At 67.5% G+C, this 24,680-nt stretch carries 21 protein-coding genes and 3 tRNA genes; 17 read left to right on the top strand and 7 right to left on the bottom strand.

Annotated features, from left to right (window positions below; genetic code table 11):
- Nucleotides 1-40: 40 nt before the first annotated feature.
- From DELCS14_RS05990 to DELCS14_RS05980, 3 genes are read left to right on the top strand one after another with little or no spacing between them, the layout of a single operon-like run.
- Entirely contained in the window at nucleotides 41-754 is a 714-nt protein-coding gene (locus tag DELCS14_RS05990) for a response regulator transcription factor (protein WP_012207214.1), read from the top strand.
- A complete protein-coding gene (locus tag DELCS14_RS05985; protein WP_085929077.1) occupies nucleotides 748-2,538 on the top strand; it encodes a FecR domain-containing protein in 1,791 nt (596 codons plus the stop codon). The genes DELCS14_RS05990 and DELCS14_RS05985 overlap by 7 nt, the downstream gene beginning before the upstream one ends.
- Before the next feature lie 27 nt (nucleotides 2,539-2,565).
- Nucleotides 2,566-4,935: a CHASE2 domain-containing protein gene (locus tag DELCS14_RS05980; RefSeq protein WP_013800870.1), complete on the top strand. Its 2,370-nt coding sequence runs from the start codon at nucleotides 2,566-2,568 to the stop codon at nucleotides 4,933-4,935.
- A gap of 80 nt (nucleotides 4,936-5,015) precedes the next feature.
- Here the strand turns inward: DELCS14_RS05980 and DELCS14_RS05975 are convergent.
- The 3 genes from DELCS14_RS05975 to hrcA all read right to left on the bottom strand — a co-directional run bounded on the left by DELCS14_RS05975 (nucleotide 5,016) and on the right by hrcA (nucleotide 6,421).
- A tRNA-Arg gene (locus DELCS14_RS05975) sits at nucleotides 5,016-5,092 on the bottom strand.
- A 178-nt stretch (nucleotides 5,093-5,270) separates the two neighbouring features.
- Nucleotides 5,271-5,349 (bottom strand) — tRNA-Ile (locus tag DELCS14_RS05970).
- A gap of 67 nt (nucleotides 5,350-5,416) precedes the next feature.
- On the bottom strand, nucleotides 5,417-6,421 hold the full coding sequence (gene hrcA / locus DELCS14_RS05965; RefSeq protein ID WP_013800869.1) for a heat-inducible transcriptional repressor HrcA: 1,005 nt from the start codon (nucleotides 6,419-6,421) through the stop codon (nucleotides 5,417-5,419).
- A 30-nt stretch (nucleotides 6,422-6,451) separates the two neighbouring features.
- Between hrcA and DELCS14_RS05960 the strand changes: the two genes are divergently transcribed.
- The 7 genes from DELCS14_RS05960 (at nucleotide 6,452) to DELCS14_RS05930 (ending at nucleotide 14,042) form a co-directional block, all read left to right on the top strand.
- A complete protein-coding gene (locus tag DELCS14_RS05960; protein ID WP_012207218.1) occupies nucleotides 6,452-7,348 on the top strand; it encodes an NAD kinase in 897 nt (298 codons plus the stop codon).
- 2 nt (nucleotides 7,349-7,350) lie between these two features.
- Nucleotides 7,351-9,126 carry a DNA repair protein RecN gene (recN, locus tag DELCS14_RS05955; protein WP_013800868.1) on the top strand — a complete coding sequence of 592 codons (1,776 nt, stop codon included), beginning with the start codon at nucleotides 7,351-7,353 and terminating at the stop codon, nucleotides 9,124-9,126.
- 4 nt (nucleotides 9,127-9,130) lie between these two features.
- Nucleotides 9,131-10,033: an RNase adapter RapZ gene (gene rapZ, locus DELCS14_RS05950; protein ID WP_012207220.1), complete on the top strand. Its 903-nt coding sequence runs from the start codon at nucleotides 9,131-9,133 to the stop codon at nucleotides 10,031-10,033.
- A 30-nt stretch (nucleotides 10,034-10,063) separates the two neighbouring features.
- Nucleotides 10,064-10,783 (top strand): two-component system response regulator CreB, encoded by a 720-nt coding sequence (gene creB / locus DELCS14_RS05945; RefSeq protein ID WP_083829061.1) that lies wholly within the window; start codon nucleotides 10,064-10,066, stop codon nucleotides 10,781-10,783.
- Nucleotides 10,784-10,799: 16 nt separating this feature from the next.
- Nucleotides 10,800-12,260, top strand: a complete 1,461-nt coding sequence (gene creC / locus DELCS14_RS05940; RefSeq protein ID WP_013800866.1) for a two-component system sensor histidine kinase CreC — start codon at nucleotides 10,800-10,802, stop codon at nucleotides 12,258-12,260.
- A gap of 109 nt (nucleotides 12,261-12,369) precedes the next feature.
- Nucleotides 12,370-13,803, top strand: a complete 1,434-nt coding sequence (creD, locus tag DELCS14_RS05935; protein ID WP_013800865.1) for a cell envelope integrity protein CreD — start codon at nucleotides 12,370-12,372, stop codon at nucleotides 13,801-13,803.
- Nucleotides 13,800-14,042, top strand: a complete 243-nt coding sequence (locus DELCS14_RS05930; RefSeq protein WP_012207224.1) for a hypothetical protein — start codon at nucleotides 13,800-13,802, stop codon at nucleotides 14,040-14,042. Before creD ends, DELCS14_RS05930 begins: the two co-directional genes overlap by 4 nt.
- Nucleotides 14,043-14,063: 21 nt before the next feature.
- On the opposite strand, the gene mutY is transcribed toward DELCS14_RS05930, so the two are convergent.
- The 3 genes from mutY to mutM all read right to left on the bottom strand — a co-directional run bounded on the left by mutY (nucleotide 14,064) and on the right by mutM (nucleotide 18,302).
- Nucleotides 14,064-15,134 (bottom strand): A/G-specific adenine glycosylase, encoded by a 1,071-nt coding sequence (gene mutY / locus DELCS14_RS05925; protein WP_013800864.1) that lies wholly within the window; start codon nucleotides 15,132-15,134, stop codon nucleotides 14,064-14,066.
- A 4-nt stretch (nucleotides 15,135-15,138) separates the two neighbouring features.
- A complete protein-coding gene (locus tag DELCS14_RS05920) occupies nucleotides 15,139-17,136 on the bottom strand; it encodes a dynamin family protein (RefSeq protein ID WP_013800863.1) in 1,998 nt (665 codons plus the stop codon).
- Nucleotides 17,137-17,471: 335 nt separating this feature from the next.
- Nucleotides 17,472-18,302 carry a bifunctional DNA-formamidopyrimidine glycosylase/DNA-(apurinic or apyrimidinic site) lyase gene (gene mutM / locus DELCS14_RS05915; RefSeq protein WP_012207227.1) on the bottom strand — a complete coding sequence of 277 codons (831 nt, stop codon included), beginning with the start codon at nucleotides 18,300-18,302 and terminating at the stop codon, nucleotides 17,472-17,474.
- 61 nt (nucleotides 18,303-18,363) lie between these two features.
- On the opposite strand from mutM, the gene DELCS14_RS05910 reads away from it, so the two are divergent.
- From DELCS14_RS05910 to pth, 7 genes are all read left to right on the top strand, one after another.
- Complete coding sequence (locus DELCS14_RS05910) at nucleotides 18,364-20,151, top strand: tetratricopeptide repeat protein (RefSeq protein WP_170962004.1); 1,788 nt, start codon at nucleotides 18,364-18,366, stop codon at nucleotides 20,149-20,151.
- The gene (locus DELCS14_RS05905; RefSeq protein WP_172642944.1) at nucleotides 20,148-20,696 is read left to right on the top strand and encodes an outer membrane lipoprotein LolB; all 549 of its coding nucleotides are present in this window, start codon (nucleotides 20,148-20,150) and stop codon (nucleotides 20,694-20,696) included. Before DELCS14_RS05910 ends, DELCS14_RS05905 begins: the two co-directional genes overlap by 4 nt.
- A gap of 71 nt (nucleotides 20,697-20,767) precedes the next feature.
- Complete coding sequence (gene ispE / locus DELCS14_RS05900; protein WP_013800860.1) at nucleotides 20,768-21,631, top strand: 4-(cytidine 5'-diphospho)-2-C-methyl-D-erythritol kinase; 864 nt, start codon at nucleotides 20,768-20,770, stop codon at nucleotides 21,629-21,631.
- 29 nt (nucleotides 21,632-21,660) lie between these two features.
- A tRNA-Gln gene (locus tag DELCS14_RS05895) sits at nucleotides 21,661-21,737 on the top strand.
- Between the two features lie 44 nt (nucleotides 21,738-21,781).
- Nucleotides 21,782-22,741, top strand: a complete 960-nt coding sequence (locus DELCS14_RS05890) for a ribose-phosphate pyrophosphokinase (RefSeq protein ID WP_012207231.1) — start codon at nucleotides 21,782-21,784, stop codon at nucleotides 22,739-22,741.
- Nucleotides 22,742-22,914: 173 nt separating this feature from the next.
- Entirely contained in the window at nucleotides 22,915-23,544 is a 630-nt protein-coding gene (locus tag DELCS14_RS05885; RefSeq protein WP_013800859.1) for a 50S ribosomal protein L25/general stress protein Ctc, read from the top strand.
- A gap of 126 nt (nucleotides 23,545-23,670) precedes the next feature.
- Nucleotides 23,671-24,294 (top strand): aminoacyl-tRNA hydrolase, encoded by a 624-nt coding sequence (pth, locus tag DELCS14_RS05880; RefSeq protein WP_013800858.1) that lies wholly within the window; start codon nucleotides 23,671-23,673, stop codon nucleotides 24,292-24,294.
- Between the two features lie 4 nt (nucleotides 24,295-24,298).
- Here the strand turns inward: pth and DELCS14_RS05875 are convergent, their stop codons facing one another.
- Nucleotides 24,299-24,562, bottom strand: a complete 264-nt coding sequence (locus DELCS14_RS05875; protein WP_012207234.1) for a YfhL family 4Fe-4S dicluster ferredoxin — start codon at nucleotides 24,560-24,562, stop codon at nucleotides 24,299-24,301.
- Nucleotides 24,563-24,680: the final 118 nt, after the last annotated feature.

Below are 24,680 nucleotides of genomic sequence, written 5' to 3'. Positions count from 1 at the left end.
CGGCGCCGGGATTGCGGCGCGTGCGTGAAAGGACATTTGGATGCGTATAGCTGCTCTGGACGATGATCCGCTGCAACTGGAGATGCTGCGTCAGGTCGCGCTGGAGACGGGCCACAGCTGCCACACCTACCAGACGGGCTCGGCCCTGCAACTGGAGCTTCGCCGCGAGAGCTTCGACCTGCTGATCGTGGACTGGCACCTCCCCGACATGGAAGGAACGGACCTGGTGCGATGGGCGCGTGGCCATGTCAGCCGCGAGCTGCCCATCCTCATCATCACCCACCGCAGCGAAGAGGCCGACATCGTCGAGGGCCTGTCCTGCGGCGCCGACGACTTCATGGTCAAGCCCGTGCGCCATGCCGAGCTGCGCGCGCGCATGGCCGCCCTGTTGCGCCGCGCCTATCCGGTGAACACGCAAAGCGTGCTGGAGTTCGGCCCCTACCGTTTCCTCACCACCACCAACAGCCTGGAAATGCACGGCCAGCCCATCGAGGTGACGCACCGCGAGTACACGCTGGCCCTGACCCTGTTCCAGAACCAGGGCCGGCTGCTGTCGCGCGAGCACCTGCGCGAAGCCGTGTGGGGACACAACGCCGAAGTGCAGTCGCGCTCGCTGGACACGCATATCTCGCGCCTGCGCGCCCTTCTGAACCTGCGCGCCGGACAGCCCTACGCCATCAGTGCCGTGTACGGCTATGGCTATCGCCTCGATGTGCCCGACGCAGCGCTGCAGGCGCTGCAGCAGGCATCATGACCGTACACATGCCTGCCGCCCTGGGCAGGCCCGTATCGCGGGCCTGCATGCTGGCCGCTCTCGGCCTGCTGGGCCTGGGCGGCGCACAGGCCCAGATCAAACCCGTGGGCCGCAACGGCGACACGATGGCACACCGGGTCGTCGCCGGCGACACGCTGGAGCAGCTGGCGGCCCGCTACCTGGGCGATGCCCGCCAGTGGACCGACCTGCAGCAGCACAACGGCGTGGCCAACCCCTACCGCCTGCGGCCCGGCTCCGTGCTGGAGATCCCCGTGCGCCTGCTGCGCGCCGCCGTGGCCTCCGTGGAATTCGTGCAGGGTGATGCGCGCAGCACGCGCCCGCTGGACCACCTGGCCGATACGCAGGGCGCGGCCGGAGACGATGCGGGCCAACCCCTGCGCAAGGGACAGACGCTGCAGGAAGGCGAGCGCCTGCAGCTGGCCCCGGACGCATTCGTCGCCGTGCGCCTGGCCGATGGCTCCCTGGTGCGCGTGCAGTCGCAGTCCGATGTGGTGCTGCGCCAGATGCGCCGCAAGGGCCGTGCCGGCAGCCTGCAGTCCGTGCTGGACCTGCGCGAGGGCGGCGTCGAGGCCTCCGTGCCGCCCGAACCCGGCAACGCACAGCGCCGCTTCGAGATCCGCACGCCCGCTGCATCGACCAGCGTGCGCGGCACCCGCTTCCTGGTCCAGGCCGATGCCGCCGGCAGCACGGCGGCCGCCGTCGATGAAGGCACCGTCGCCGTGGGCTCCGACGCCTCAAGCGCGAACACTGGCGATGCGCTGCTGCGCCCGGGCCAGGGCGTGGCCGTGGCCGCCAATGGTCGCGTAGGCGAGCCCCGCCCCATGCTGGGCGCGCCCGACATCACGGCGTGGCCCGCGCTGGCGGAAGACGCCAACTGGATCAGCCTGCCCCTGCCCGGCTTGCCGGGCGCCGTGCGTTACCAGCTACAGCTGTCGCGCGATGCCGACATGACCCAGGTGCTGCGCAGCGCCAGCTTCCAGGCCACGGCATCGCCGCTTCGCCTGGCGGGCGTGGAGGACGGCGATTACGTGCTGTCCCTGCGCGGCATCGATGCCCAGGGCATTCCGGGCGCCGCCAGCCGCCGCGCCCTGCGCGTCAAGGCCCATCCCGTGCCGCCGCTGTATGAATCCCCCCAGGCCGACGCCACCGTGGGCCTGGGCCGCGCCAGCCTGCAATGCACCCAGGTCGTGGGCGCCGCGCGCTACCGCATCCAGGTCGTCTCTGCCGATGCGCAGGCCGGCTTTGCCGAGCCCGCCATCGATGCACGCGACCTGAACGACTGCACACTGCCCGCCACCACGCTGGCTCGCCTGCCGGCCGGACGCTATCTCTGGCGTGCCGCCAGCATTCGTACGCTGGCCGATGGACAGCCCGACCAGGGCCCGTTTGCCGCAGCCCAGGCCATGCAACTGGCTGCCGTTCCTCCCCAGCCCTCGGCCAGCGCGCTGCAGATGGGCGACGGCCCGGCCGAAGGCAGCCGCCAGATCCGCTGGAGCGGCGAGCCCGGCCAGCGCTACCACGTGATGGTGGCGCGCGACCAGGAGTTCACCGCGCCGCTGGTGGACCTCTGGACCGACCAGCCGCAATGGAGCACCGAGGAGCTGCCCGCAGGCAGCTACTACCTGCGCCTGCAGATCGAGGATGCCAACGGCCTGCGCAGCGATTTCTCGGCCGCGCGCCAATTCCGCACCGGCAGCTGGATCGTCGATGCCAGCGGCGAGATGATGCATTCGGGCAACGGAGAGCGCCTGCAGCGCCAGTAGCCGTGCCCGTTCATTCCCTGACCGCGCTTGTCCACCCAGCCGCCCCTGCCTGACAGCCCCGCCACGCCGGCGCAGCCAGCGCCTGCGCGTGGCCGTGGACTGCGGCGGGACTGGCTGCTGCTGGCGGCGGGCCTGCTGTCCCTGGTGTTCTGGCTCAGCGGCGACGGGCAGCTCGACCGTATCAACGGCTTCGTCCAGGACACGGCCAGTTGGCTGCACCGCCCCAAGGCATCGCAGGACATCGTCATCGTCGCCATCGACGATGCCAGCATCGACGCCATTGGCCGCTGGCCCTGGCGCCGCGCCCTGCACGCCGGCCTGCTGGAACGCATCAGCCAGGCACCGCCGCGCGCCATAGGCCTGGACGTGATGCTCAGCGAGGAAGACCTGGACTACCCCGGCGACGACCTGCTGCTGGCGCGCGTTCTGCAGCGCAGCGGCCGCACCGTCTTGCCCGTGGCGCCAGGCAGCGGCCCGCTGCCGGCCTTCGCACAGGCCGCAGCGGCGCTGGGCCATACCCAGCTGCCCGTGGACGCCGATGGCGCGGTGCGCGGCTTCCATGCCATAGAAGGCAGTGCGCAGCAGCCCTGGTGGCACATGGCACTGGCCCTGCACTGCGTGGGCGAGAACGGCCGCGCATGCGCCCGCCCGGAGCCCGCGCCGCCCATGGACCCCGACGCACCCTCCTGGCAACGCCGCCAGCAGGAGATCATTGCCTTTGCACAGGCCAGGCCGGAGCAAGGCGCCAGGGACCGCTCGCCCTTCACCACCTATTCCTACATCGACGTGCTGCGCGGCCGCATTCCTGCAGCGGCATTCCGAGGCAAATACGTGCTCATCGGCACGACGGCCACCGGCCTGGGCAGCCGCTTCACCGCACCGCTGGGCACCAGCGCGCGGCCCATCTCCAGCGTGGAGATGCTGGCCCATGTGCTCAACGGCAGCCTGCAGGGCTCGCATGTGCATCCCGCGTCGGCCACGCTCAACCGCGCGCTCAATGCGGCAGCCGTGCTGCTGGCCCTGCTGGCCCTGGCCTGGCTGGGCCCGTCGGGCGGCATGCTGGCCTGCGCGCTGCTGGCCCTGGCCTGCCTTTCGCTGGCCGGGCTTGCACCGCGCCTGTGGCAGGTGCAGACGGCGCCTGCAGCCGGCCTGCTGGGCCTGGCCCTGGCTTATCCGCTATGGAGCTGGCTGCGCCTACGCGCCGCCGCGCGCTTTCTGGCGCTGGAGCTGCGCGACCTGCAGGGGCAGGGCCTGCCCACTGCGCTGCGCCTGGGCGGCGACCTGCTGGACCAGCGCATCGCGGCCGTGGAGCAGGCTTCGCGCCAACTGCGCGCCCTGCACCATTTCGTCAGCGAAAGCCTGCGCCAGCTGCCCTCGCCCACCTTTGTCTGCGACCGGCAGGGCCATGTGCTGCTGGCCAATGCCGCAGCCCACGCCTATGCCCGCAGCCTGGGGCATGGCCTCAGGGCCGGCGATGCCCTGCCCCGGCTGCTCGATGGTCTGCGGGCACTGGACACGGCAGCCGGCGCATCCGCCGGCCAGCCCTTGCTCACGCCCGAGGCACTTGCCGCCCACGGCCTGCCGCCCAGCAGCGAGGGGCGCGACCCCATGGGACGCAGCCTGATGCTGCTGACCCAGACCTTCGAGGCACCGCCCACCACGGGCTGGCTGATCACCCTGGTCGATATCAGCGATCTGCGCAGCGCCCAGGCCCAGCGCGACCAGGCCATGCAGTTCATCTCGCACGACATCCGTGCGCCCGTGGCATCCATCATCACCTTGCTGGAGATGCAGCGGGGCGCCGTACAGGCACCCGACCTCGGCCTCCTGCTGCCGCGCATCGAAGGCTATGCCCAGGCCTCCCTGCAGCTGGCCGACGATTTCGTGCACCTGGCACGCGCCCAGCAGCAGGCGCTGCGCCGGGAACGGCTGGACCTGGGCCTGGTGCTGGACCAGGCCGTGGAAAGCTGCTGGGCCCAGGCCTCTGCGGCCCACGTGCAGCTGGAGTTCCACCTGCCCGAACAGGAATGCCCCGTGCTGGGCGATGCGGGCATGCTCCACCGCGCGGCCGTCAACCTGATCGGCAACGCCATCAAGTACGGAGCGCGCGCAGATCAGGCAACCCCTGCCACGGTGCAATGCCTGCTGCAGCAGGACGCAGGCCATTGCCGCATCACCATCCGGGACCACGGGCCCGGCATGGATGGGAAGGCCGTCGCCCGGCTGAGCCAGCCGTTCGAGCGCCTGGACCATCACCAGCACCTCGACGGCGTGGGCCTGGGCCTGGCCTTCGTGCGCACCGTGGCCGCCCGACATGGCGGGCAGCTTGAGATAGAAAGCACGCCCGGCCAGGGCAGCGCCTTCAGCATCGTGCTACCGAAAGCGGAACAGGCCTGACTGGCATCCCAGGGATGCGGATGCAAATGCAGAAAACGAAAAAGCCCTGAAGTCTTTCAACTTCAGGGCTTTGCGTTTTTTGGTGCGGCTGGCAGGAATCGAACCCACGACCCCTTGGTTCGTAGCCAAGTACTCTATCCAGCTGAGCTACAGCCGCAACGCTTCGCATTGTAGCAGCGGGTTTTGGGGCTCCCGGACAAAAGCGCCATATTTCTGCAAAAAACCCGGCGCCCGCATTCCCCGGCAACCGGGCGATGGCATGCCATGCGGCATGCCTTGCACCCAGCAAAAAAGCCTGCCGCCCGGAAAGGCGGCAGGCTTTTCATACCAATGGATGGTAGGGCCTCCCAGAGTCGAACTGGGCACCAACGGATTATGAGTCCGCTGCTCTAACCAAGCATGAGCTAAGGCCCCTGATTCACCAAGGCAGCACGGATGCAGGCCATGGCAAACAACTATTGTAGAGCCTAACCCGCAGGACTCAGCGCTTGTGACTCAGCGCATTGCTGACGAGCTTGGAGGTGATGTCCACGATCTGGATCATGCGGTCGTAGTGCATGCGGGTGGGCCCGATCACGCCCAGCGTGCCCACCACCTTGCCGTCGAGCTCGTAGGGCGCGCTGACCACGGACAGCTCCTCGAAAGGCACGACCTGGCTTTCACCGCCGATGTAGATGCGCACGCCTTCCGCCTGGCTGGAAAAATCCAGCAGCCTGAGGATCTGGGTCTTTTGCTCGAACAGGTCGAAGGCGCGGCGCAGATTGCCCATGTCGCTGGAGAAATCGCTGACCGACAGCAGGTTGCGCTCGCCCGCGATGACCACGTCCTCCTGGGCGCTGGTCATGGCTTCCGTGCCGATGTTGACGGCCGCCTGCATGAGCGTGGCCACCTCGCCGCGCAGCAGCTCCACCTCGCCCTTGAGGCGCTCTCGCACCTCTTCCATGGCCAGGCCCGCGTAGTGGCTGTTGAGGAAGTTGGAGGCTTCGATCAGCTGCGAGCCCGAGTAGTCCACGTCGGTGAAGATGACGCGGTTTTGCACGTCACCGTCGGGCGATACGATGATGACCAGAAAGCGCCGCTCCGACAGCCGTACGAATTCGATGTGCTTGAACACCGAGGTGCGGCGCGGCACCAGCACCACGCCCACGAACTGGGAAAGGCTGGACAACAGGTTGGCGGCGTTGGCGATGACTTTCTGCGGCTGCTCGGGCGCGAGCTCGGGCGTCACGATATCGGCACGGTCTGCAGTGAGCATGGTGTCCACGAACAGCCGGTAGCCCCGGGCGGTCGGAATGCGGCCCGCCGAGGTGTGCGGGCTGATGATCAACCCCAGGTCTTCGAGGTCAGCCATCACATTGCGTATCGTGGCAGGCGACAATTCAAGCCCCGACGCACGCGACAGGGTTCGCGAGCCCACAGGCTGGCCGTCAGCGATATAACGCTCGATCAGCGCTTTGAGCAACAACTTGGCACGTTCGTCGAGCATGTGATGATTTTAATGATGTAATTTCCAGAAATGACGTCCACGTTTCGCCACGTTGCCTTGATCGGGAAGTACCACGCTCCCAGCGCAAGCGCCCCGTCCGAGAATGCCAGCAACGCGCTTGAGCGCATTGCGGACTTCCTCAGGCGCCAGGGCTGCGAAGTCGTGCTTGATACCCAATCGGCCCTGCACGCAGGGCTCACAGACTACCCCACCCTCGATGTCGATGGCCTGGGCAGGCATTGCGACCTGGGCCTGGTCGTCGGCGGCGACGGCACCATGCTCGGCGTGAGCCGGCACCTGGCGCAATACGGAACGCCCCTGATCGGGGTGAACCAGGGCCGCCTGGGCTTTGTCACGGACATCGCGCTGGAGGACTTCGAGGCCACGCTCACGCCCATGCTGCAGGGCGAATACGAGGAGGACCTGCGTCCTCTGATGTGCGCCCGCGTGATCCGCGACGGCCAGTGCGTGTTCGAGGCCCTGGCCATGAACGACGTGGTGGTCAACCGCGGCGGCACCTCGGGCATGGTGGAGCTGCGCATCGAGGTGGGCGGCCGCTTTGTCTCCAACCAGCGCGCCGACGGCCTGATCGTGGCCACGCCCACGGGCTCCACGGCCTATGCCCTGTCCGCCGGCGGGCCGATGATGCACCCTTCCATCCCTGCCTGGGTGATGGCACCCATTGCGCCGCACAACCTGTCCAACCGCCCCATCGTGCTGTCCGATGCCAACGAGGTCACGATCGAGGTCGTGGCCGGGCGCGATGTCAGCGCCAATTTCGACATGCAGTCCCTGGCCTCGCTGCAGCACGGCGATCGCATCCTCGTGAGCCGCGCCCACCACAGCGTGCGCTTTCTGCATCCCAAGGGCTGGAACTACTTCGCCACGCTGCGCAAGAAACTGGGCTGGAACGAGGGAGGCGCCTGACCATGGCGCTCAAGCGCATCGTTCTGCGCGACTTCGTGATCGTGCAGGCCCTGGATCTGGACTGGCATGCGGGCTTCACCGTGCTGACCGGCGAGACCGGCGCCGGCAAATCCATCCTGATCGACGCATTGCAGCTGGCCCTGGGCGCCCGCGCCGACGCGGACGTGGTGCGCGAAGGCTGCACCCAGGCCGACATCTGCGTGGAGTTCGACGGCTGCGCACGGCTGCGCCCCTGGCTGGAGGCCGCAGGCCTGGCCTGCGAGGACAGCAGCCTGCTGCTGCGGCGCACGGTGGACACCCAGGGCCGCAGCCGCGCCTGGATCAACGGCACGCCGGCCACGGCCACGCAGCTGCGCGCCCTGGGTGAGCAGTTGATCGACATCCACGGCCAGCATGCCTGGCAAAGCCTCACGCGGCCCGATGCGGCGCGCGCGCTGCTGGACGCCTATGCCGGCATCGACAGCCGCGAGGTCCAGGGCTGCTGGAGCCGTTGGTCCCAGGCCCGGCAGGCGCTGCAGCATGCGCAATCCGCCCAGGACAGCCTGCAGCGCGAGCGCGAGCGGCTGCAGTGGCAGATCACCGAACTCGACAAGCTGGCCCCGCAGGCCGACGAGTGGGACGAGCTCAATGCCCAGCACACGCGCCTGTCCCATGCCCAGACCCTGATCGACACCGCCCAGACCACGCTGCAGATGCTGGAGGACGACGAGGCCGGCGTGATCACTCCGCTGGGCCGCGCCAGCCACCTGATCCAGAACCAGGAACACCTGGAGCCCGACTTCCAGAACATTGCCGACGTGCTGGCCTCGTGCATGGCCCAGGCGCAGGATGCGCGCCATTCGCTGCAAAGCTATCTGCGCCGCGCCGACCTGGACCCCGAGCGCCTGGCCGAGCTCGATGAACGCCTGTCGCTGTGGATGCAGCTGGCGCGCCGCTACCGCCGCACGCCCGATGAACTGCCGGCACTGCTGGCCGGCTGGCGCCAGGAGCTGCAGCAGCTGGACGCCGCCGTGGACATCGAGGCCCTGCATGCTGCCGAGCAATCGGCGCAGCAGCACTACCAGGCCAGCGCCCGGGTGCTGTCGCAGCAGCGCGCCCTGGCCGCGCCGCGCCTGTCGCGCGCCATCACCCAGGCCATGCAGGGCCTGGGCATGGAAGGCGGCCTGTTCGAGGCCGCCCTGTCCACGGCCGACTCCCCTGGTGCCTTTGGCGTGGACAGCGTGGCCTTTCTGGTTGCCGGCCACCCGGGCGCCAGTCCCAAGCCGATTGCCAAGGTGGCGTCGGGCGGCGAGCTGTCGCGCATTTCGCTGGCGATCGCCGTGACCACCAGCGAACTGGGCGAGGCCGGCACGCTGATCTTCGACGAGGTGGACTCGGGCGTGGGCGGCGCCGTTGCCGAGACCGTGGGCCGCCTCATGCACGCACTGGGCCGATCGCGGCAGGTGCTGTCCGTCACCCATCTGCCGCAGGTTGCCGCCTGCGCCGACCAGCACTACCTGGTGGCCAAGCAGCGCGCCAGGCAAGGCACGCTCAGCACCGTGCAGCCGCTGGACAGCGCCGCACGCGAGGCCGAGCTGGCGCGCATGCTCGGTGGCGAGCGCCAGTCCGAAACCACGATGGCCCATGCCCGCGAAATGCTGGCCATGGCGCGCCAGGCACCTGCACCCCGCCCACCCCCGCGACGGGCCGGCCGGCAGCGGCCCCAGGCCGATGCCGACCGCACACGGTCCAAGCCGGGACGCGCGGCCAACGGCGCGCGCAACACCAATGGAGGCTGATGCCATGTCGCTTGAGATCGTGCTGATCACCGGGATGTCCGGATCGGGCAAATCCGTCGCCCTGCATGCGCTGGAGGATGCCGGCTACTACTGCGTGGACAACCTGCCCCCCGAGCTGCTGTCCGCCTTCGTCGAACTGGAGCACGGCCGCCACAGCAACAAGGTGGCCATTGCCATGGATGCGCGCAGCGCCGGCGGACTGCCCCACCTGCCCGGCCAGCTGGAACGGCTGCAGCGCCAGGGCGTCGTGCCCCACCTGGTCTTTCTGGACGCCACCACGGGCACCCTGGTGCGGCGCTTCTCCGAAACCCGGCGCCGCCATCCGCTGTCGCAGGGGCCGGTCGCCGAAGGCCGCCGCGCCCTGGTCCAGGACATAGAAACCGAGCGCGAGCTGCTGGGCGACCTGCGCGAGAAGTCGCATGTCATCGACACCAGCCACCTGCGCTCGTCCCAGCTGCAAAGCTATATCAAGGAGCTGATTGCGGCCCCGGTGGGCCAGATGACCCTGGTCTTCCAGTCCTTCGGCTTCAAGCACGGCCTGCCCTCGGACTCCGACTATGTGTTCGATGTGCGCATGCTGCCCAACCCGCACTACGAACCCCAGCTGCGCCCGCTGACCGGCATGGACGCGCCCGTGGCCGAGTTCCTGCGCCAGCAGCCAGGCGTGGACCAGATGCGGCGCGACATCCAGCAGTTCCTGGAGTCCTGGCTGGACATGATGGCCAGCAACCACCGCAGCTATGTCACCGTTGCCATCGGCTGCACGGGGGGCCAGCACCGCTCGGTCTTCCTGGTCGAGGAACTGGCGCGGCACTTTGCCCCGCGCTGGCCCACGCTGTGCCGGCACCGCTCGCTGGACAGCCGGCCCACGCTCAAGCCTGCCGACCTGCTTGCGCACGACGTCTGAAGCGCCAGGCCCCGCCTCCGGAACATTGCGATGCAAGGCTTGCCGATGACGAACGCTCCGCGTGTGTTGCTGGTGGAAGACGACCCCGCCATCGCGCGCACCGTCTGCTATGCGCTGGAGCGTGACGGCATCGCCGTGCGCCACTGCCTGCAGCTGGCCGATGCACGCGCGCAATGGCAGGCACAGCCGCCCGATGCCCTGCTGCTGGACGTGGGCCTGCCCGATGGCAACGGCCTGGACTGGTGCCTCGAGCTGCGCCAGGCCGGCGCCGCCGTGCCGCTGCTGGTGCTCAGCGCACGCGGCGAGGAAATGGACCGCGTGCTGGGCCTGGAGCTGGGCGCCGATGACTACCTCACCAAACCCTTCAGCCCGCGCGAGCTGGTGGCCCGCACCCGTGCCCTGCTGCGCCGTGCGCAGCGCCTGCAGCCCGCGCCAACGGCCAGCGCAGCGCCGGCCGATGCCCTGTTCAGCATCGATACGCAAGGCCAGCGCGTGCGCATGCAGGGTGTGCCCCTGGAGCTGACGCGGCGCGAGTACCAGCTGCTGCGCTGCCTGCTGGAGCGCCCCGGGCGCATCCTCAGCCGCGAGTTCCTGCTCGACAGCATCTGGGGCCAGGACAGCGACAGCACGGACCGCACCGTGGATACGCACGTCAAGACCCTGCGCGCCAAGCTGCGCGCCCAGGCGCCGCAGCAGGACTTCATCACCACCCACCGCGGCATGGGCTACAGCCTGACGCTGCCGGGCTGAGCCACCGCAGCACGCCATGCGCCTCGGACTGCGGCTGTTCTTCGCCTTTTTCGTCATCAACGGCCTGGCCGCATTCTTCGTGCTGCGCGTCTTCATGGTCGAGGTCAAGCCCAGCGTGCGCAAGGTGACCGAGGACACGCTGGTCGAGACCGCCTACGCCCTGGCCGCGCTGGCCAGCGACGACATGGCCAGCGGCGTGCTGCAGCAAAGGCCCGCCGACAGCCGCTTCGCGTACCACATGCAGGCCTATGCGAACCAGTCCGTCAAGGTCTGGATCTGGGACACGCGCAAGACCAGCCTGGACATGCGCGTCACCGTCACGGACCAGAAGGGCCTGGTGCTGTTCGACTCCGCCGGCCTGGACCAGGGCGCCGACTACTCGCGCTGGCGCGACGTGTACCGCACGCTGCGCGGCGAATACGGCGCACGCACCACGCGCGAGGTGCAGAACGACGAGGCCAGCAGCGTCATGTATGTCTCGGCACCCATCATGGTCGATGGCCGCGTGGCGGGCGTGCTCACCGCCTCCAAGCCCGCCCACTCGGTGCAGAAGATCGTGGACAGCGCGGAAAGCAAGATGCTGCGCGGCGGCCTGCTGTTCCTGCTGCTGTCGGCCGGCGTGGGCTTTGCCGTGACCTGGTGGCTGGTCATCCATGTGCGGCGCCTGCGCAGCTATGCCCAGCAGGTACAGGCGCCCACGCTCAACGAGGCCGCCTCGCCCACCACGGCGCCCCCCATGCCCGAAGCCCCGCGCATGCCTGGCGAGCTGGGCGAGCTGGCCCGCGCCATGGAGAACATGCGCAGCCGCCTGGAAGGACGCGACTACATCGAAGGCTATGTGCGGGCCCTCACGCACGAGCTCAAGAGCCCCGTGGCTGCCATCCGTGGCGCAGGCGAGCTGCTGCAGGAAGACCTGCCATCGGCCGACCGCGAACTGTTCGCGCGCCAGGTGGTGGACCAGTGCCAGCGCCTGCAAAACCTCGTGGACCAGTTGCTGCGCCTGAGCCAGCTGGAGCAGCGCCGCGCCCTGCACCCGCACACGGCCTGCAGCCTGCAGGCCTGTGCCGAACAGGCCATGGCGCAAGTCCACAGCGCAGCGCACCAGCGCCGCATCCAGCTGGTGCTGCAAGGCCAGGACAGCAGCGGCCCCTGGGAGCAGGACCTGGTGGTGCTGGCCCTGAGCAACCTGCTGAGCAACGCCATCGACTTCGCCCCCGAGGGCAGCAGCATCCACGTGGACCTGGAGCCTGGCCGCGTCAGCGTGCGCGACCACGGCCCCGGCGTGCCCGAGGCGCTACTCGGCCGGCTGGGCGAACGCTTTTTCACCACCCCCCGCCCCAACGGGGAGCGCAGCGGCACGGGACTGGGCCTGTCCATCGTGCTGCGCATCATGCTGCTGCACGGCGGCAGCATGCAGGCAGCCAACGCCCAGCCCGGGCTGCGTGTCACGCTGAACTGGCCACTGCGGGCACACTGACGCCCCCCATCGGTCCTGCGAATCCGACTTCACACCCGCTTCACACACTTCATTCCGGCCACACAGCCCCCGCCCAGACTGCGTCCACGATCAACGAACGGGATGTGGAATGAAGAACCGACTGCTTGCCAAAGGCGTGGCCCTGCTGGTCATGCTGGGCCTTTTGATGCTGGGCCTGGGCCTGATACACGACGTGGTGCGGGACCGCATACGCAACCGCGACAACGCCGTGCAGGGCGTGGTCGCCAGCCTGGCTGGCCGCCAGACGCTGATGGGCCCGGTGCTGGTGCAAAACTGCACCGAGACCACGGGCTTGGAAAAAGGCAGCAAGACCGAATGGACCACGCGCCAGTTCCAGCGCATGCTGCTGCCCGACCAACTGCGCCACCAGGCCACGGCGCGCATGGAGGAGCGCTCGCGCGGCCTGCACCAGGTCAGCACCTATGCCATGCAGGACAGCATCAGCGCCAGCTTCACGAACGCCGCCCAGTACCTGGAAAAGCCCTCCATCGACACGGCGGCCAACCAGACCGTGCGCTGCGGCGCACTGCGCGTGGCGCTGTCGCTCACCGATCCGCGCGGCATACGCTCGGCCACCATCGAAGCCGATGGCAAGAGCCTGGACGTGGGCCCCGGCACATCACTGGAGCGCTACTCGCAGGGCCTGCAGGCGGAACTGGCGCCGGCCCTGCTCAAGAAGGACGGGCCCCTTGAACTGAAGATTGCCCTGGAACTGGTGGGCACCGAAAAGCTGGCCTTCGTGCCGCTGGGCAGCCACAGCCAGGTCCAGTTGTCGGCCGACTGGCCCCATCCCTCGTTCGGTGGCAGCTTTCTGCCCAACCGGCGGGAGATCAGCGACAAGGGCTTCGAAGCCAGTTGGAACCTCTCGGCCCTGGCCTCGTCCGCACGCCAGGCCTTCACCGACCAGCAGCCGCTGTGCCAGCCCGGCCGCCGCGACATGGAGGAATACGCGGCCACCGCCCATGCCCCCAACAGCGGCCCTTGCCTGGAATCGCTGGATACGGACTTCGTGGACCCCATCAACGCCTACTCGTTGAGCGACCGCGCCACCAAGTACGGCCTGCTCTTCGTGGTGCTGACCTTCGTGGCCGTCGGCCTGTTCGAGGTGCTCAAGCAGCTGCGCGTGCATCCCATCCAGTACCTGCTGGTGGGATCGGCGCTGTGCAGCTTCTTCCTGCTGCTGATCAGCCTGTCGGAGCACATGGGATTTGCCAGCGCCTACGGCATTGCCGCCTCGGCCTGCGTGCTGCTGCTGGCCTACTACGCCAGCCACATCCTGGGCAGCCTGCGCCGCGGCCTGCCGTTTGCGGCGGGCATCGCCGCACTCTACGGCCTGCTGTACGTGCTGCTGCAACTGGAGCAAAGCGCGCTCATCGTGGGATCGATCGCGCTGTTCGCGGTGCTGGCCCTGATCATGGTCTGCACGCGGCATGTGGACTGGTATGCCTTCGGCCGGCAGGATGGCGACCGCTCCAGTGAAGACGCGGGCACCCCACCCACCGTGGGAGCGCTGCAGCCATGAGCACCATCACCGCCATCAGCGATATCCGCAGCCCGGACAATCAGGCGCTGGAGCGCCAGCGCTGCGAGCAGGCCTGGCAACAGGCCGTGCAAAGCGGGGACCGCCATGCCCTTGGCTCCCTGCGCCTGCACATTGCCGACGCCACCGCACGCGCCAGGCGCACGCCCGGCGCACGGGAACAGTGGCTAGCCTGGATGCTGCTGCGATGCGCCCTGCTGCTGCCGCGCCGCAGGTTCTAGCCAGCCGGGCCGGCCGTGGCCTCAGCCCGCGAATTGCGCATCCAGCAGCTTGCGCACGGGGGCTGGCAGGCCCATGTCGGCCCAGGCTCCGGCATCGGCCCAGCAGCCCTGGCCGTCCGGCGTGGCGGCATCGATGCCACCGCCCTGCACGCGCACGCGCACCGGATGCAAGTGCAGATCGCGGTGGGTGAGCACATGCAGGAAGGCGGGCAGATCGGTCCAGTCCAGGGACTCCGTTCCTGGCCAATGCTGTGCGGCCGCCTGCTCCAGCGCCTCGCGCCCGTTGAACACGGGTGGCGCATAAAGCCCCGCCCAGATGCCCTGCTGCGGACGGCGCTCCAGCCAGACGCGGCCCTGCCCGTCCACGGCGATCAGCAGCCACCAGGCCTCGGAACTGCGCTTGAGCTTGCGCGTTCGCACGGGATAGTTTTCGGGATTGCCAAAGCGCGCCGCGCGGCACTGCGGCTGCAGCGGACAGACCAGGCAGCTGGGCTTGCGCGGCGTGCAGATGGTGGCACCCAGGTCCATCAGGCCCTGGGTATAGCGGGGCATGGCCTGCTGCAGATCCTCGGTGGGGCACAGCTGCTGGGCCAGGTCCCACAGTTCGCGCTCATTCCTGGCAACAGCCAGATCCGCATCGAAGGCCAGCACGCGCGTGAGCACACGCCGCACGTTGGCATCGAGGATGGGCACACGCTCGGAAAAGCAAAAGGAGGCGATGGCGCCCGCCGTGGACCGGCCTATGCCGGGCAGCGTGGCCAGATCCTCGGCCCTGCCGGGAAAGGCACCACCCCAGTCCTCGACCACGGCCTGGGCACAGCGGTGCAGGTTGCGCGCGCGGCTGTAGTAGCCCAGGCCGCTCCACAGCGCCAGCACCGCGTCCTGCGGTGCGGCCGCCAGGCTGGCGACATCGGGGAAGGCATCGAGAAAGCGCTGGTAGTAGCCCAGCACGGTACTCACCTGGGTCTGCTGCAGCATGATTTCGGAGAGCCAGACGCGGTAGGGATCGCGCGTCTGCTGCCAGGGCAGGTGATTGCGTCCATGCGACGCCTGCCACTGCACGACGGGCGTGGCAATCGAGGGAAAGGTCAAGATATCAAGCAGTCAGTGAGGTTTCCTGTGCAGCCTTTGCCAGGCCGGGGAAGGCGGGCGTGGGCGACAGGGGTTGCAGCAGTTCCATGGTGGCCTGCCCCAGCTGCAGCTGCAAGGCCGTGAGCTGTTCGTCGGCGGTCTCGATCTCGGCAATGCGTTCCACCAGGCCCGAGGCCGCATTCTGTATGCGGTCCACCGCTTCGATGCGGCGGGCAAAGCTGCGCTTGCGCTCCTTCAATTGGGCATCAAGCTGGGCTGTGGCGGATTTGCTCCACATGTCCACGTCGTTGGCCGCAGACTCGAACACCGTGCGCAACCGCATCGCCAGCGCCTTGATCAGGCGCTGCGCAAACGCAGGATTGCTGCGCCTGAGCGCGTGGCCCAGGCCCAGGTACTGGGTGTAGCTGGCCTCGATGCGCTGCAGGTCGCCGCCGAACTCGGCCAGTTCCAGCTGGGCCGGAGCCTGCAGCGAGAAGCCAAACTCGGCATTGAGTTCCTTGAAGGTCGCGCCCAGCATGGACTGGATCTCTCCGGCCTGCGCCTGGGCCCGGGTCGCCACGGTGCGCAGGCGCTCGAAGGTTTCGGCATAGACCTTGCGGGCGCCCAGCTTCAGGCCGCGCTGTTCCAGCGCATCCTTGAGATCGACCAGCTCCTGCTTGAGCGCGCTGGAGCCCAGCTGCCGGAAGATGTCGCGCAGCATGCGCATGTGCACCAGCCGCACGGCCTGGATCCTGGCGGCGCTGGCATCGAAATCCTGCTGCTCGCTCTCGATGCGGTGGCGCATGGAGGCGATGACGCTGGCATTCTTGCCGCGCAGGCTGCGCAGCTCGGCCATCTGGTCGTCCAGGTCGCGGCGGCGGATGTTGAGCACGCGCTCCACCTCGACCTGCAACTGCTGCACATTGGCCCTGACGGCCGTCTGCAGCACCTTCTGGCGCTGGCCCATGATGCCCTCGGCCAGCATGTTCTCGAAAACGGGCAGTCCGCTGGCCTGCAGCAGCGCATCGTTGCTGGAGACCTTGGCCACCAGGCCCTTTTGCGCCGACACGGGCAGCACCCGCTCCATGGGCAGGCCCAGCATCTGTGCCGACTCCTGGCGCTGGCGCTGCAGCTGGGCCTGCACCTGCGACGCGGAACTCAGGCTGTCCCAGAGCGTGTCTATCTTGTTGAGCACCACGAGGCGGGAGTCGGCCAGCGCATGCTGGCCCGAAGCCACATCGGGCGGCAGCACATGGTCGCGCCAGATGGCCAGATCGGACTTGGTCACGCCGGTATCGGCCGCCAGCACGAAGACCACGGCATGGGCCTGGGGGATCAGGTTGACGGTCAGCTCGGGCTCGGCGCCCACGGCATTCAGGCCGGGCGTATCCAGAATCACCAGCCCCTGCTTGAGCAGGGGATGGGGCATGTTGATCAGCGCGTGGCGCCACATGGGCACCTCGACCAGGCCCTGCTCATCCACGAAGGGATTGCCGCCCTGGTCCTCGTCATGCCAGAAGCCCCAGGTCCGCGCCAGTTCCACGGAAACCTTGCGCACTTCGGCCACCTTGGCCAGCGTGTCGGCGATCTGCTGGGCATTGTTCACGTCGAGCGGCAGTTGCAGCCAGGCCTCGGGACGGGCGCGCCACTGGCCCAGGCTTTCCAGCGATTCGCGCGTATCGATGGGCAGCAGGCGCAGGCTGGGCTGCAGCTCTGCTTCCCAACCCAGCTCGGCGGGGCACATGGTCGTGCGCCCTGCGCTGGCCGGCATGAGGCGGCGGCCATAGTGGGCGAAGAAGACCGCATTGATCAGCTCGGACTTGCCGCGCGAGAACTCGGCCACGAAGGCCACCATGACCTTGTCGCCACGCACCTGGGCTTCCAGCCGCTGCAGCCGCTCCTGCACCGCGACATCCAGCAGCTCCTGGGACTGCAGCCATTCGCGCAGCGCATGCAATTGCTGCGCAAAGCCGCGGCGCCATGCGCCGTGCTGGTCGAATTGCTCGTTGAATGATGGTCCCACGTGTTTCCCCCGCCATTGCATCGCCAATGTCTGCCGATGCCTAGTGATCGCCTCGACATTGCGCCGCAAGCGTGATGCCTGTTCTCTTCAAAATATAGCACCGTCGCCCCGTTTTGCCTGCTGCGGCGCCCCAAGGCCGGCCCCTGGAGCGGGGGGATTAAGGACAAAATATCGTTTATTTACAAATGAAACAATATTTCACCATCAATCTGCGGCGGCTGGTGCCTGAAATTTGAGAAACAGGCGCTTTTTGCAAATGCTTCGCGGGACCTGCCGCAATGCAGCCGCAACAGGCGTTACGAGACGTTGAGAATTCGCTCCGTTTTTTGAAGCGATCATCCCGCCTTCTGGCACCGCGCGCAGAAGTAGGTGCTGCGCTGCCCCTGGCGCAGCATTTGCACGGGCGAGCCGCAATGCGTGCAGGGCAGGCCTTCGCGGCCATAGACCTTGGCCTGCAGCTGGAAGTGGCCGGCCATGCCGTCGGGCGCGGAGAAATCGCGCAGCGTCGTGCCGCCCTGCTCCACCGCCAGGGCCAGCACGCGGCGGATCTCCTCGAACAACCGGCGCACCTTGCGCGGCCCGACCTCGCAGGCCGGCTGCGTGGGCGCGATGCGCGCCATGAACAGCACCTCGGACGCATAGATATTGCCCACGCCCACGACCACGCTGCCGTTCAGCAGCAATTGCTTGATGGGCGTGCGGCTGGCCTTCAGGCCGGCCCGGAAGGTCTCGAACGAGAAACTGTCATCCAGCGGCTCCATCCCCAGATGGTCCAGCAGCCTGCGCGCCCAGGGATCGCTCTCGGCTGCCACATACATCACCGCACCAAAGCGCCGCGGATCGTGCAGCCGGAGCAGGCCCTTGCTGGTCTGCAGGTCGAAATGGTCATGCGTTCCTGCTGGCCCCAGCGGTGCTTCATGGGGGGCCACGAAACGCAGGCTGCCCGACATGCCCAGGTGCAGCATCAGCAGGCCCTCGCTCAGCTCCATCAGCAGATACTTGCCGCGCCGGCGCACGCCGTGCACATCGCGCCCGGCCAGCAGCTCGGGGGCAATGCCCAACGGCCAGCGCAAGGGCTTGCCCAAGGCCACGGATTCAATGCGCGCTCCGGCGATCTGCGCGGCAAAAGCGCGCCGCGTGACTTCTACTTCTGGCAATTCAGGCATGCGATCCGGGTTGTGCTGTAGTTGTGCGAAATGTGGTCTGGGCTTCGATTATTATGGTTCGATGGATCATCGCCTTCGCCTTCAGGGACTTGCCGTGGCAGCAGCCCTGGCCATGGGTTCCGCCACTGCCTGGGCACTCCCGGGCAAGACCGCAGCCACCATCGAGACGGAATCCCCCGAACCTCCCTCGTCCGCCGCCGCCTCTGCGGAGGACGATCGCGCCGCCCTCAACGCCGAGCTGTTCTACGAGATCCTGGTCGGCGAGATCGCCGCCAGCGAAGGTGCGCTGGGCGACGCCCAGGCCATGATGATGGAGGCCGCACGCACCAGCGGCAGCGAGCAGCTGTACCGGCGCGGCACCGAGCTGGCGCTGCAGTCGCGCTCCGGTGAACGCGCACTGGCCAATGCCCGCGCCTGGCTGGACGCCTTTCCCCAGTCCCGCGACGCCAACCGCTTCGTGCTCCAGATCCTGGTGGCACTGAACCGCATCGCCGATACCGGCAGCTATCTCAAGCGCGAGATCGAGGCCACGCCTGCGCCCTCCAAGCCCGCCACCTACCTGGGCATCACCCAGCTCTACAACAACGCCAGCGACAAGGCCCTGGCCGCCGATGTGGTCGAGCAGGCCATGGCTGGCGAGACCGACAACCCCGCCAGTGGCCCCCTTGCCTGGGCCACCATCGGCCACATGCGCCTGGGCGCCGGGCAGAAGGCTGCCGCCATGCAGGCCGTGCAAAAGGCACAGGCACTGACACCCGATACCGGCCCCGTGGCCCTGCTGTCCATGGAGCTGCTGGAAGCCGGCATGCCCGAGGCGGAGCCCATCGTCAAACGCTACCTGGCCAAGAACCCTTCAGCCCAGATGCGCATGGCCTATGCCCGCGTGCTGCTGGGCCAGCAGCGCATGGACGAGGCCCGCCAGCAGCTGGTCTCCATCACCGTGGATTCCCCCGACTACGCCGAAGCCTGGGCCACCCTGGCCGCGCTGCAGCTGCAGTCCAACGACGTGGATGCAGCCCAGGCGTCCACCGAGCGCTTTGGCAAGCTCGTGCCGCAGATTCCCGCCGGTGTGGCGCGCAGTGCGGCCCAGTCCCAGTACTACCTGCTGCAGTCCCAGATTGCAGAAAAGCAGGGCAAGTTCGCCGAGGCCGACGCCCTGCTGCGCCGCATCGACGACGCGCCCAACCTGCTGAGCGTGCAGGCGCGCCGTGCCGCCCTGCTCGCGCGCCAGGGCAAGCTCAAGGAAGCCCGCGCCCTCATCGAGGCCGTGCCCGCCAGCGGCCCCAGCCAGCAGCGGCTCAAGCGCCTGGCCGAAGTGCAGCTGCTGCGCGATGCCAATCAAAATGCCCAGGCCTACGCGCTGCAGGCCGAGTTGCAAAAGCAGGACCCTGAAGATGCCGAGCTCGCCTACGACACCGCCCTGCTGGCGGAGCGCATTGGCAAGCATGACGAAATGGAGCGGCTGCTGCGCGGCATCATCGCGCGCCAGCCTGATTTCCAGCACGCCTACAACGCGCTGGGCTACTCCTTCGCCGAACGCGGCATCCATCTGGATGAAGCCGAAAAGCTCGTCGGCAAGGCGCTGGAAATGTCGCCTGGCGACCCCTTCATCACCGATAGCCTTGCCTGGGTGAAATTCCGCCGGGGCGACCTGGACGAAGCCCTCAGGCTGCTCGAAAGCGCCTACGCATCACGCCCCGACGTGGAGATCGCCGCACACCTGGGCGAAGTGCTCTGGGCCAAGGGTGATCGCGAACGCGCGCAGAAGATCTGGCGCCAGGGCCTGGCCACCAGTCCCGACAACACGACCCTGCGCGAAACCCTGCGCCGCCTGGGCGTCTCGCTTTGAGCTACCGCGCCGTGCCCGGGTTTCCGCATCCCGCCCTTGCACGCCGGCAGCTGTGCGCCACGGCGGCCGCCGCCGCACTGCTGGCCCTGGCCGGCTGTGCCCTGCCACCCCGCCAGCTGCAGGCCGATGCAGCCGCCCCCACCGCTGCAGGCCACTGGGCGGGCCGGCTGGCGCTGCAGGTGGAAGATGCGCAAAACCAATCCTTCAGCGCAGGCTTCGAGCTGCTGGGCACGCCCCAGCGCGGCGAGCTGCTGCTGTTCACGCCCCTGGGCTCGACACTGGCGCGTCTGCTCTGGGAGCCGGGTCAGGCAAGCCTGCAACAAGGCGAGGAGCGCAAGACCTCGGACTCGCTGCCCGCACTGGTGCAGGAGCTGACGGGCAGCGATCTGCCCATTGCCGCCCTGTTCGACTGGCTGCAGGGCCGGGCCACCGCTGCCGCAGGCTGGCAGGTTGACCTCTCCCGCATGGAGCAGGGCCGCCTGTCCGCCCGGCGCAATGACCCGCAACCGCCGGCCGCGCTGCGCATCGTGCTCGACACGCCCTGATTTCCGCCGGGCGCGCCTGCTCCATACCTGCCGCCCCTGCCCTGCCTCTTTTTCCTCATCTTCTCCAGCCCATGCGCTCGCTCCACGACGTGCCGGCTCCGGCCAAGCTCAACCTGTTCCTCCACATCACCGGCCGCCGCGCCGATGGCTATCACCTGCTGCAATCGGTCTTCATGCTGCTGGACTGGCATGACACGCTGCATTTCGACAGGCGTGGCGACGGCCAGATCAGCCGCGAGGACCTGTCGGGCATGGCACTTCCTGCCGACGATCTCATCGTGCGGGCCGCACGGGCTCTGCAGCAGGCGACCGGCTGCAGCGCGGGCGTGCACATCGGCGTGGAAAAGCGCCTGCCGGCGCAGGCCGGGATGGGCGGGGGCTCGTCGGATGCGGCATCGACCCTGATCGCACTGAACCGCCTGTGGCAGTTGAACCTGACGCGGCGCGAGCTGCAGCGCATTGCACTGGACCTGGGCGCCGATGTGCCCTTCTTTCTGTGCGGCAACTCCGCCTGGGTGGAAGGCATAGGCGAGCGCATCACGCCGCTGGAACAGGCCAATGCCCTGCCGCCTCAGCGGTTCGTGGTGGTCAAGCCCGAGGCGGGGCTGGAGACCCTGTCCATCTTCCGCGACGCAACCCTCAAGCGCGATCATGCCCATGCTACAATCGAAGACTTTGCTGCAGATCACTATGGCTTTGGCCAAAACGACTTGCAGCCTGTCGCCGAAAGGCTGCAGCCTGAAGTGAAAAAAGCCATCGATTGGCTAAACTCACTAAAACTGCATGCTAGAATGACGGGCTCAGGAAGTGCAGTATTTGCACCACTGACGCAAACGATTGACTTAAAGGATGCCCCTGGCGCCTGGAACGTCAGAGTTTGCAGCAATCTGCAGGCCCATCCTCTCAAGGATTGGCTGAAAGATGAAAGTTTATAGGCTGTCTGCCTGCGGCAGAAGGCCTGTGTAGGGGAGTCGCCAAGTTGGTAAAGGCACCGGATTTTGATTCCGGCATGCGAGGGTTCGAGTCCTTCCTCCCCTGCCAAACGTCTTTCGCGTCAAGGCAAACCCATCGTACTGGGGCGCTCAATGCATTCACATCATCCTGACATCATGGTCTTCACCGGCAATGCCAATCCTGGCATGGCCACTGAAATCGTTCAGCACCTCGGCACCACGCTGGGCGCAGCCGACGTGGGTCGCTTCTCCGATGGAGAAGTCGCCGTCGAGATCAAGCAGAACGTGCGTACGCGCGACGTCTTCGTCGTGCAATCCACCTGCGCACCGACCAACGACAACCTGATGGAACTGCTGGTCATGGTGGACGCGCTCAAGCGTGCATCGGCCGAGCGCATCTGCGCGGTGATTCCCTACTTCGGCTACGCCCGCCAGGACCGCCGCCCGCGCTCCACCCGCGTGCCGATCACGGCCAAGGTCGTGGCCAACATGCTGCAGGCAGTGGGCGTCGAGCGCGTCCTGACCATGGACCTGCACGCAGACCAGATCCAGGGCTTCTTCGACATCCCCGTGGACAACATCTATGCCACGCCGGTGCTGCTGGGCGATCTGCGCCAGAAGAACTACGAAGACCTGATCGTCGTCTCCCCTGACGTCGGTGGCGTGGTCCGCGCACGTGCGCTGGCCAAGCAGCTCGGCTGCGACCTGGCCATCATCGACAAGCGCCGCCCCAAGGCGAATGTCTCCGAAGTCATGCATGTCATCGGCGACATCGACGGCCGCAACTGCGTGATCATGGATGACATGATCGACACCGCCGGCACGCTGGTGAAGGCGGCCGAAGTGCTCAAGCAGCGCGGCGCCAAGAGTGTCTATGCCTACTGCACGCACCCGATCTTCTCGGGTCCGGCCATCGAGCGCATCGGCAACGGCAACGCCCTGGACGAGGTCGTGGTGACCAACACCATTCCCCTGAGCGCCGAGGCACAGGCCTGCGGCAAGATCCGCCAACTGTCCGTGGCACCCCTGATTGCCCAGACGATCCAGCGGATTTCCACCGGTGATTCGGTGCTGAGCCTGTTCTCTGAATAAAATATCGGCCCCTGTGGTCGGAACCCAGCAAACCTCCTTCGGGAGGTTTGCGCGTTCCGGAGTGGTTTCAGGACCATCCCGGGACACCGCAAGAGCAGCCTGGTCCGCATCGGACGGGCGTTCTTTTATCAACGGATGAGGCTGGTCGCGGTCCATCCATCTAGGAGTTAGTTATGCAATTCGTCGCTTTTGAGCGCGCCAAGCAAGGTACGGGTGCGAGCCGCCGTCTGCGCAATTCGGGCAAGGCCCCTGGCATCGTCTACGGCGGTGCTGCCGAAGCCCAACTGATCGAAATCGATCACAACGCCCTGTGGCACGCCCTGAAGAAGGAAGTGTTCCACTCCAGCATCCTGGACATGGAAGTCAACGGCCAGACCTCCAAGGTCGTGCTGCGCGACGTGCAATTCCACCCCTACAAGCAGCTCATCCTGCACGTGGACTTCCAGCGCGTTGACGACAAGACCAAGGTTCACCTGAAGGTGCCGCTGCACTTCGAAGGCATGGAACAGTCCCAGGCCGTCAAGGTCGAGAACTGCACGATCACTCCCCTGGTCCATGAACTGGACGTGGTGTGCATGCCCGCCCAACTGCCCGAGTTCATCACCGTGGACCTGAGCGGCCTGACTTCCAAGTCCACCCTGGGCCTGCAAGGCGTCAAGCTGCCCAACGGCGTGAAGGCCGTGGTGCGCGGTTCCAACAAGAACCCCGCCCTGATCTCCATCAAGCTGCCCGAAGTGGCTCCTGATGCATCGGCAGCTCCCGTGGCAGCCCCGGCCGCTCCGGCCAAGAAGGGCAAGAAGTAATTCTTGGCTTTCCCTTGCGGTGGCCCCGGCTGCCGCAAACCTGCAAAAGGCCCACCTCGCGTGGGCCTTTTGCATGGGGGAGCACCCTCGCCCGCCGGCTGCGGCCGCCATGGAGATAATCGCCCGATGATCAAATTGTTTGTCGGCCTGGGCAACCCCGGGCCGGAGTATGAGGACACCCGCCACAACGCGGGCTTTTGGTGGATTGATGCGCTGGCGCGCGAACTCAAGGTCCATCTGGTGCCCGAGCGCAGCTACTTCGGCCTCATGGCCCGTGCCAGCGTGCGCGGCGAGAACGTCTGGCTGCTGCAGCCGCAGACCTTCATGAACCTGTCGGGCAAGTCGGTGGGTGCGCTGGCGCGCTTCTTCAAGATTCAGCCCGAGGAAGTCCTGGTGGTCCATGACGAACTGGACTTCGAGCCCGGCCAGGTCAAGCTCAAGCGCGGCGGCAGCCACGGTGGCCACAACGGCCTGCGCGATATCCATGCCCAGCTGGGCTCGGCCGACTACTGGCGGCTGCGCATCGGCATAGGCCATCCGGGCCACAAGGCCGAAGTCGCCAACTGGGTGCTCAAGAAGCCTGCACCCGACCAGCGCCAGCTGATCGAGGACAGCATCGCCCACTCCCTCAAGGCCTGGCCCGAACTGCAGGCCGGCAACATGGACAAGGCAACCTTGCTGATCCACACCACCAAGCCGCCGCGCCCCAAGCCCGCACGCCCGGCCACGGCCGAGAGCGACAAGGGCTGAACGTTCAGGAAGAAGCGGGAGCCTGGGACTGCAGACGCAGGTACTTCTGCATCAGCGTCTCGCGGTCTTCCACATGGGCGGGATTCACGGGAATGCAGGCCACCGGGCAGATCTGCACGCATTGGGGCTCATCGAAATGGCCCACGCATTCCGTGCACTTGCTGTGCTCGATCTCGTAGTACTCCTCGCCCATGGAGATCGCATCGTTCGGGCACTCGGGCTCGCAGACATCGCAGTTGATGCATTCGTCGGTGATCATCAAAGCCATGGCAGGTCCCTCGCAAGTGCCAGCCACGCTCCGGGCCGGGCGGGCCCATGCGCCCCGAACGGGCCTTGCAGCAAGGTGGCATCAGTCATGCCGCCATTATCCTGTCCGCCACATAAGC

It is taken from the genome of Delftia sp. Cs1-4 (genome assembly GCF_000214395.1).
In the GTDB taxonomy this organism is placed as follows: domain Bacteria; phylum Pseudomonadota; class Gammaproteobacteria; order Burkholderiales; family Burkholderiaceae_C; genus Comamonas; species Comamonas acidovorans.
This window is presented reverse-complemented; position numbering and strand designations above follow the sequence as displayed.

Bases quoted from the DNA above. Each gene is read 5' to 3' on its own strand.
- pth (WP_013800858.1), top strand. From the start codon at position 23,671: ATGATCAAATTGTTTGTCGGCCTGGGCAACCCCGGGCCGGAGTATGAG.
- DELCS14_RS05990 (WP_012207214.1), top strand. From the start codon at position 41: ATGCGTATAGCTGCTCTGGACGATGATCCGCTGCAACTGGAGATGCTG.
- rapZ (WP_012207220.1), top strand. From the start codon at position 9,131: ATGTCGCTTGAGATCGTGCTGATCACCGGGATGTCCGGATCGGGCAAA.
- DELCS14_RS05890 (WP_012207231.1), top strand. From the start codon at position 21,782: ATGCATTCACATCATCCTGACATCATGGTCTTCACCGGCAATGCCAAT.
- hrcA (WP_013800869.1), bottom strand. From the start codon at position 6,421: ATGCTCGACGAACGTGCCAAGTTGTTGCTCAAAGCGCTGATCGAGCGT.
- recN (WP_013800868.1), top strand. From the start codon at position 7,351: ATGGCGCTCAAGCGCATCGTTCTGCGCGACTTCGTGATCGTGCAGGCC.
- DELCS14_RS05930 (WP_012207224.1), top strand. From the start codon at position 13,800: ATGAGCACCATCACCGCCATCAGCGATATCCGCAGCCCGGACAATCAG.
- DELCS14_RS05960 (WP_012207218.1), top strand. From the start codon at position 6,452: ATGACGTCCACGTTTCGCCACGTTGCCTTGATCGGGAAGTACCACGCT.
- DELCS14_RS05885 (WP_013800859.1), top strand. From the start codon at position 22,915: ATGCAATTCGTCGCTTTTGAGCGCGCCAAGCAAGGTACGGGTGCGAGC.
- creD (WP_013800865.1), top strand. From the start codon at position 12,370: ATGAAGAACCGACTGCTTGCCAAAGGCGTGGCCCTGCTGGTCATGCTG.
- creC (WP_013800866.1), top strand. From the start codon at position 10,800: ATGCGCCTCGGACTGCGGCTGTTCTTCGCCTTTTTCGTCATCAACGGC.
- DELCS14_RS05910 (WP_170962004.1), top strand. From the start codon at position 18,364: ATGGATCATCGCCTTCGCCTTCAGGGACTTGCCGTGGCAGCAGCCCTG.
- ispE (WP_013800860.1), top strand. From the start codon at position 20,768: ATGCGCTCGCTCCACGACGTGCCGGCTCCGGCCAAGCTCAACCTGTTC.
- creB (WP_083829061.1), top strand. From the start codon at position 10,064: ATGCAAGGCTTGCCGATGACGAACGCTCCGCGTGTGTTGCTGGTGGAA.
- mutM (WP_012207227.1), bottom strand. From the start codon at position 18,302: ATGCCTGAATTGCCAGAAGTAGAAGTCACGCGGCGCGCTTTTGCCGCG.
- DELCS14_RS05875 (WP_012207234.1), bottom strand. From the start codon at position 24,562: ATGGCTTTGATGATCACCGACGAATGCATCAACTGCGATGTCTGCGAG.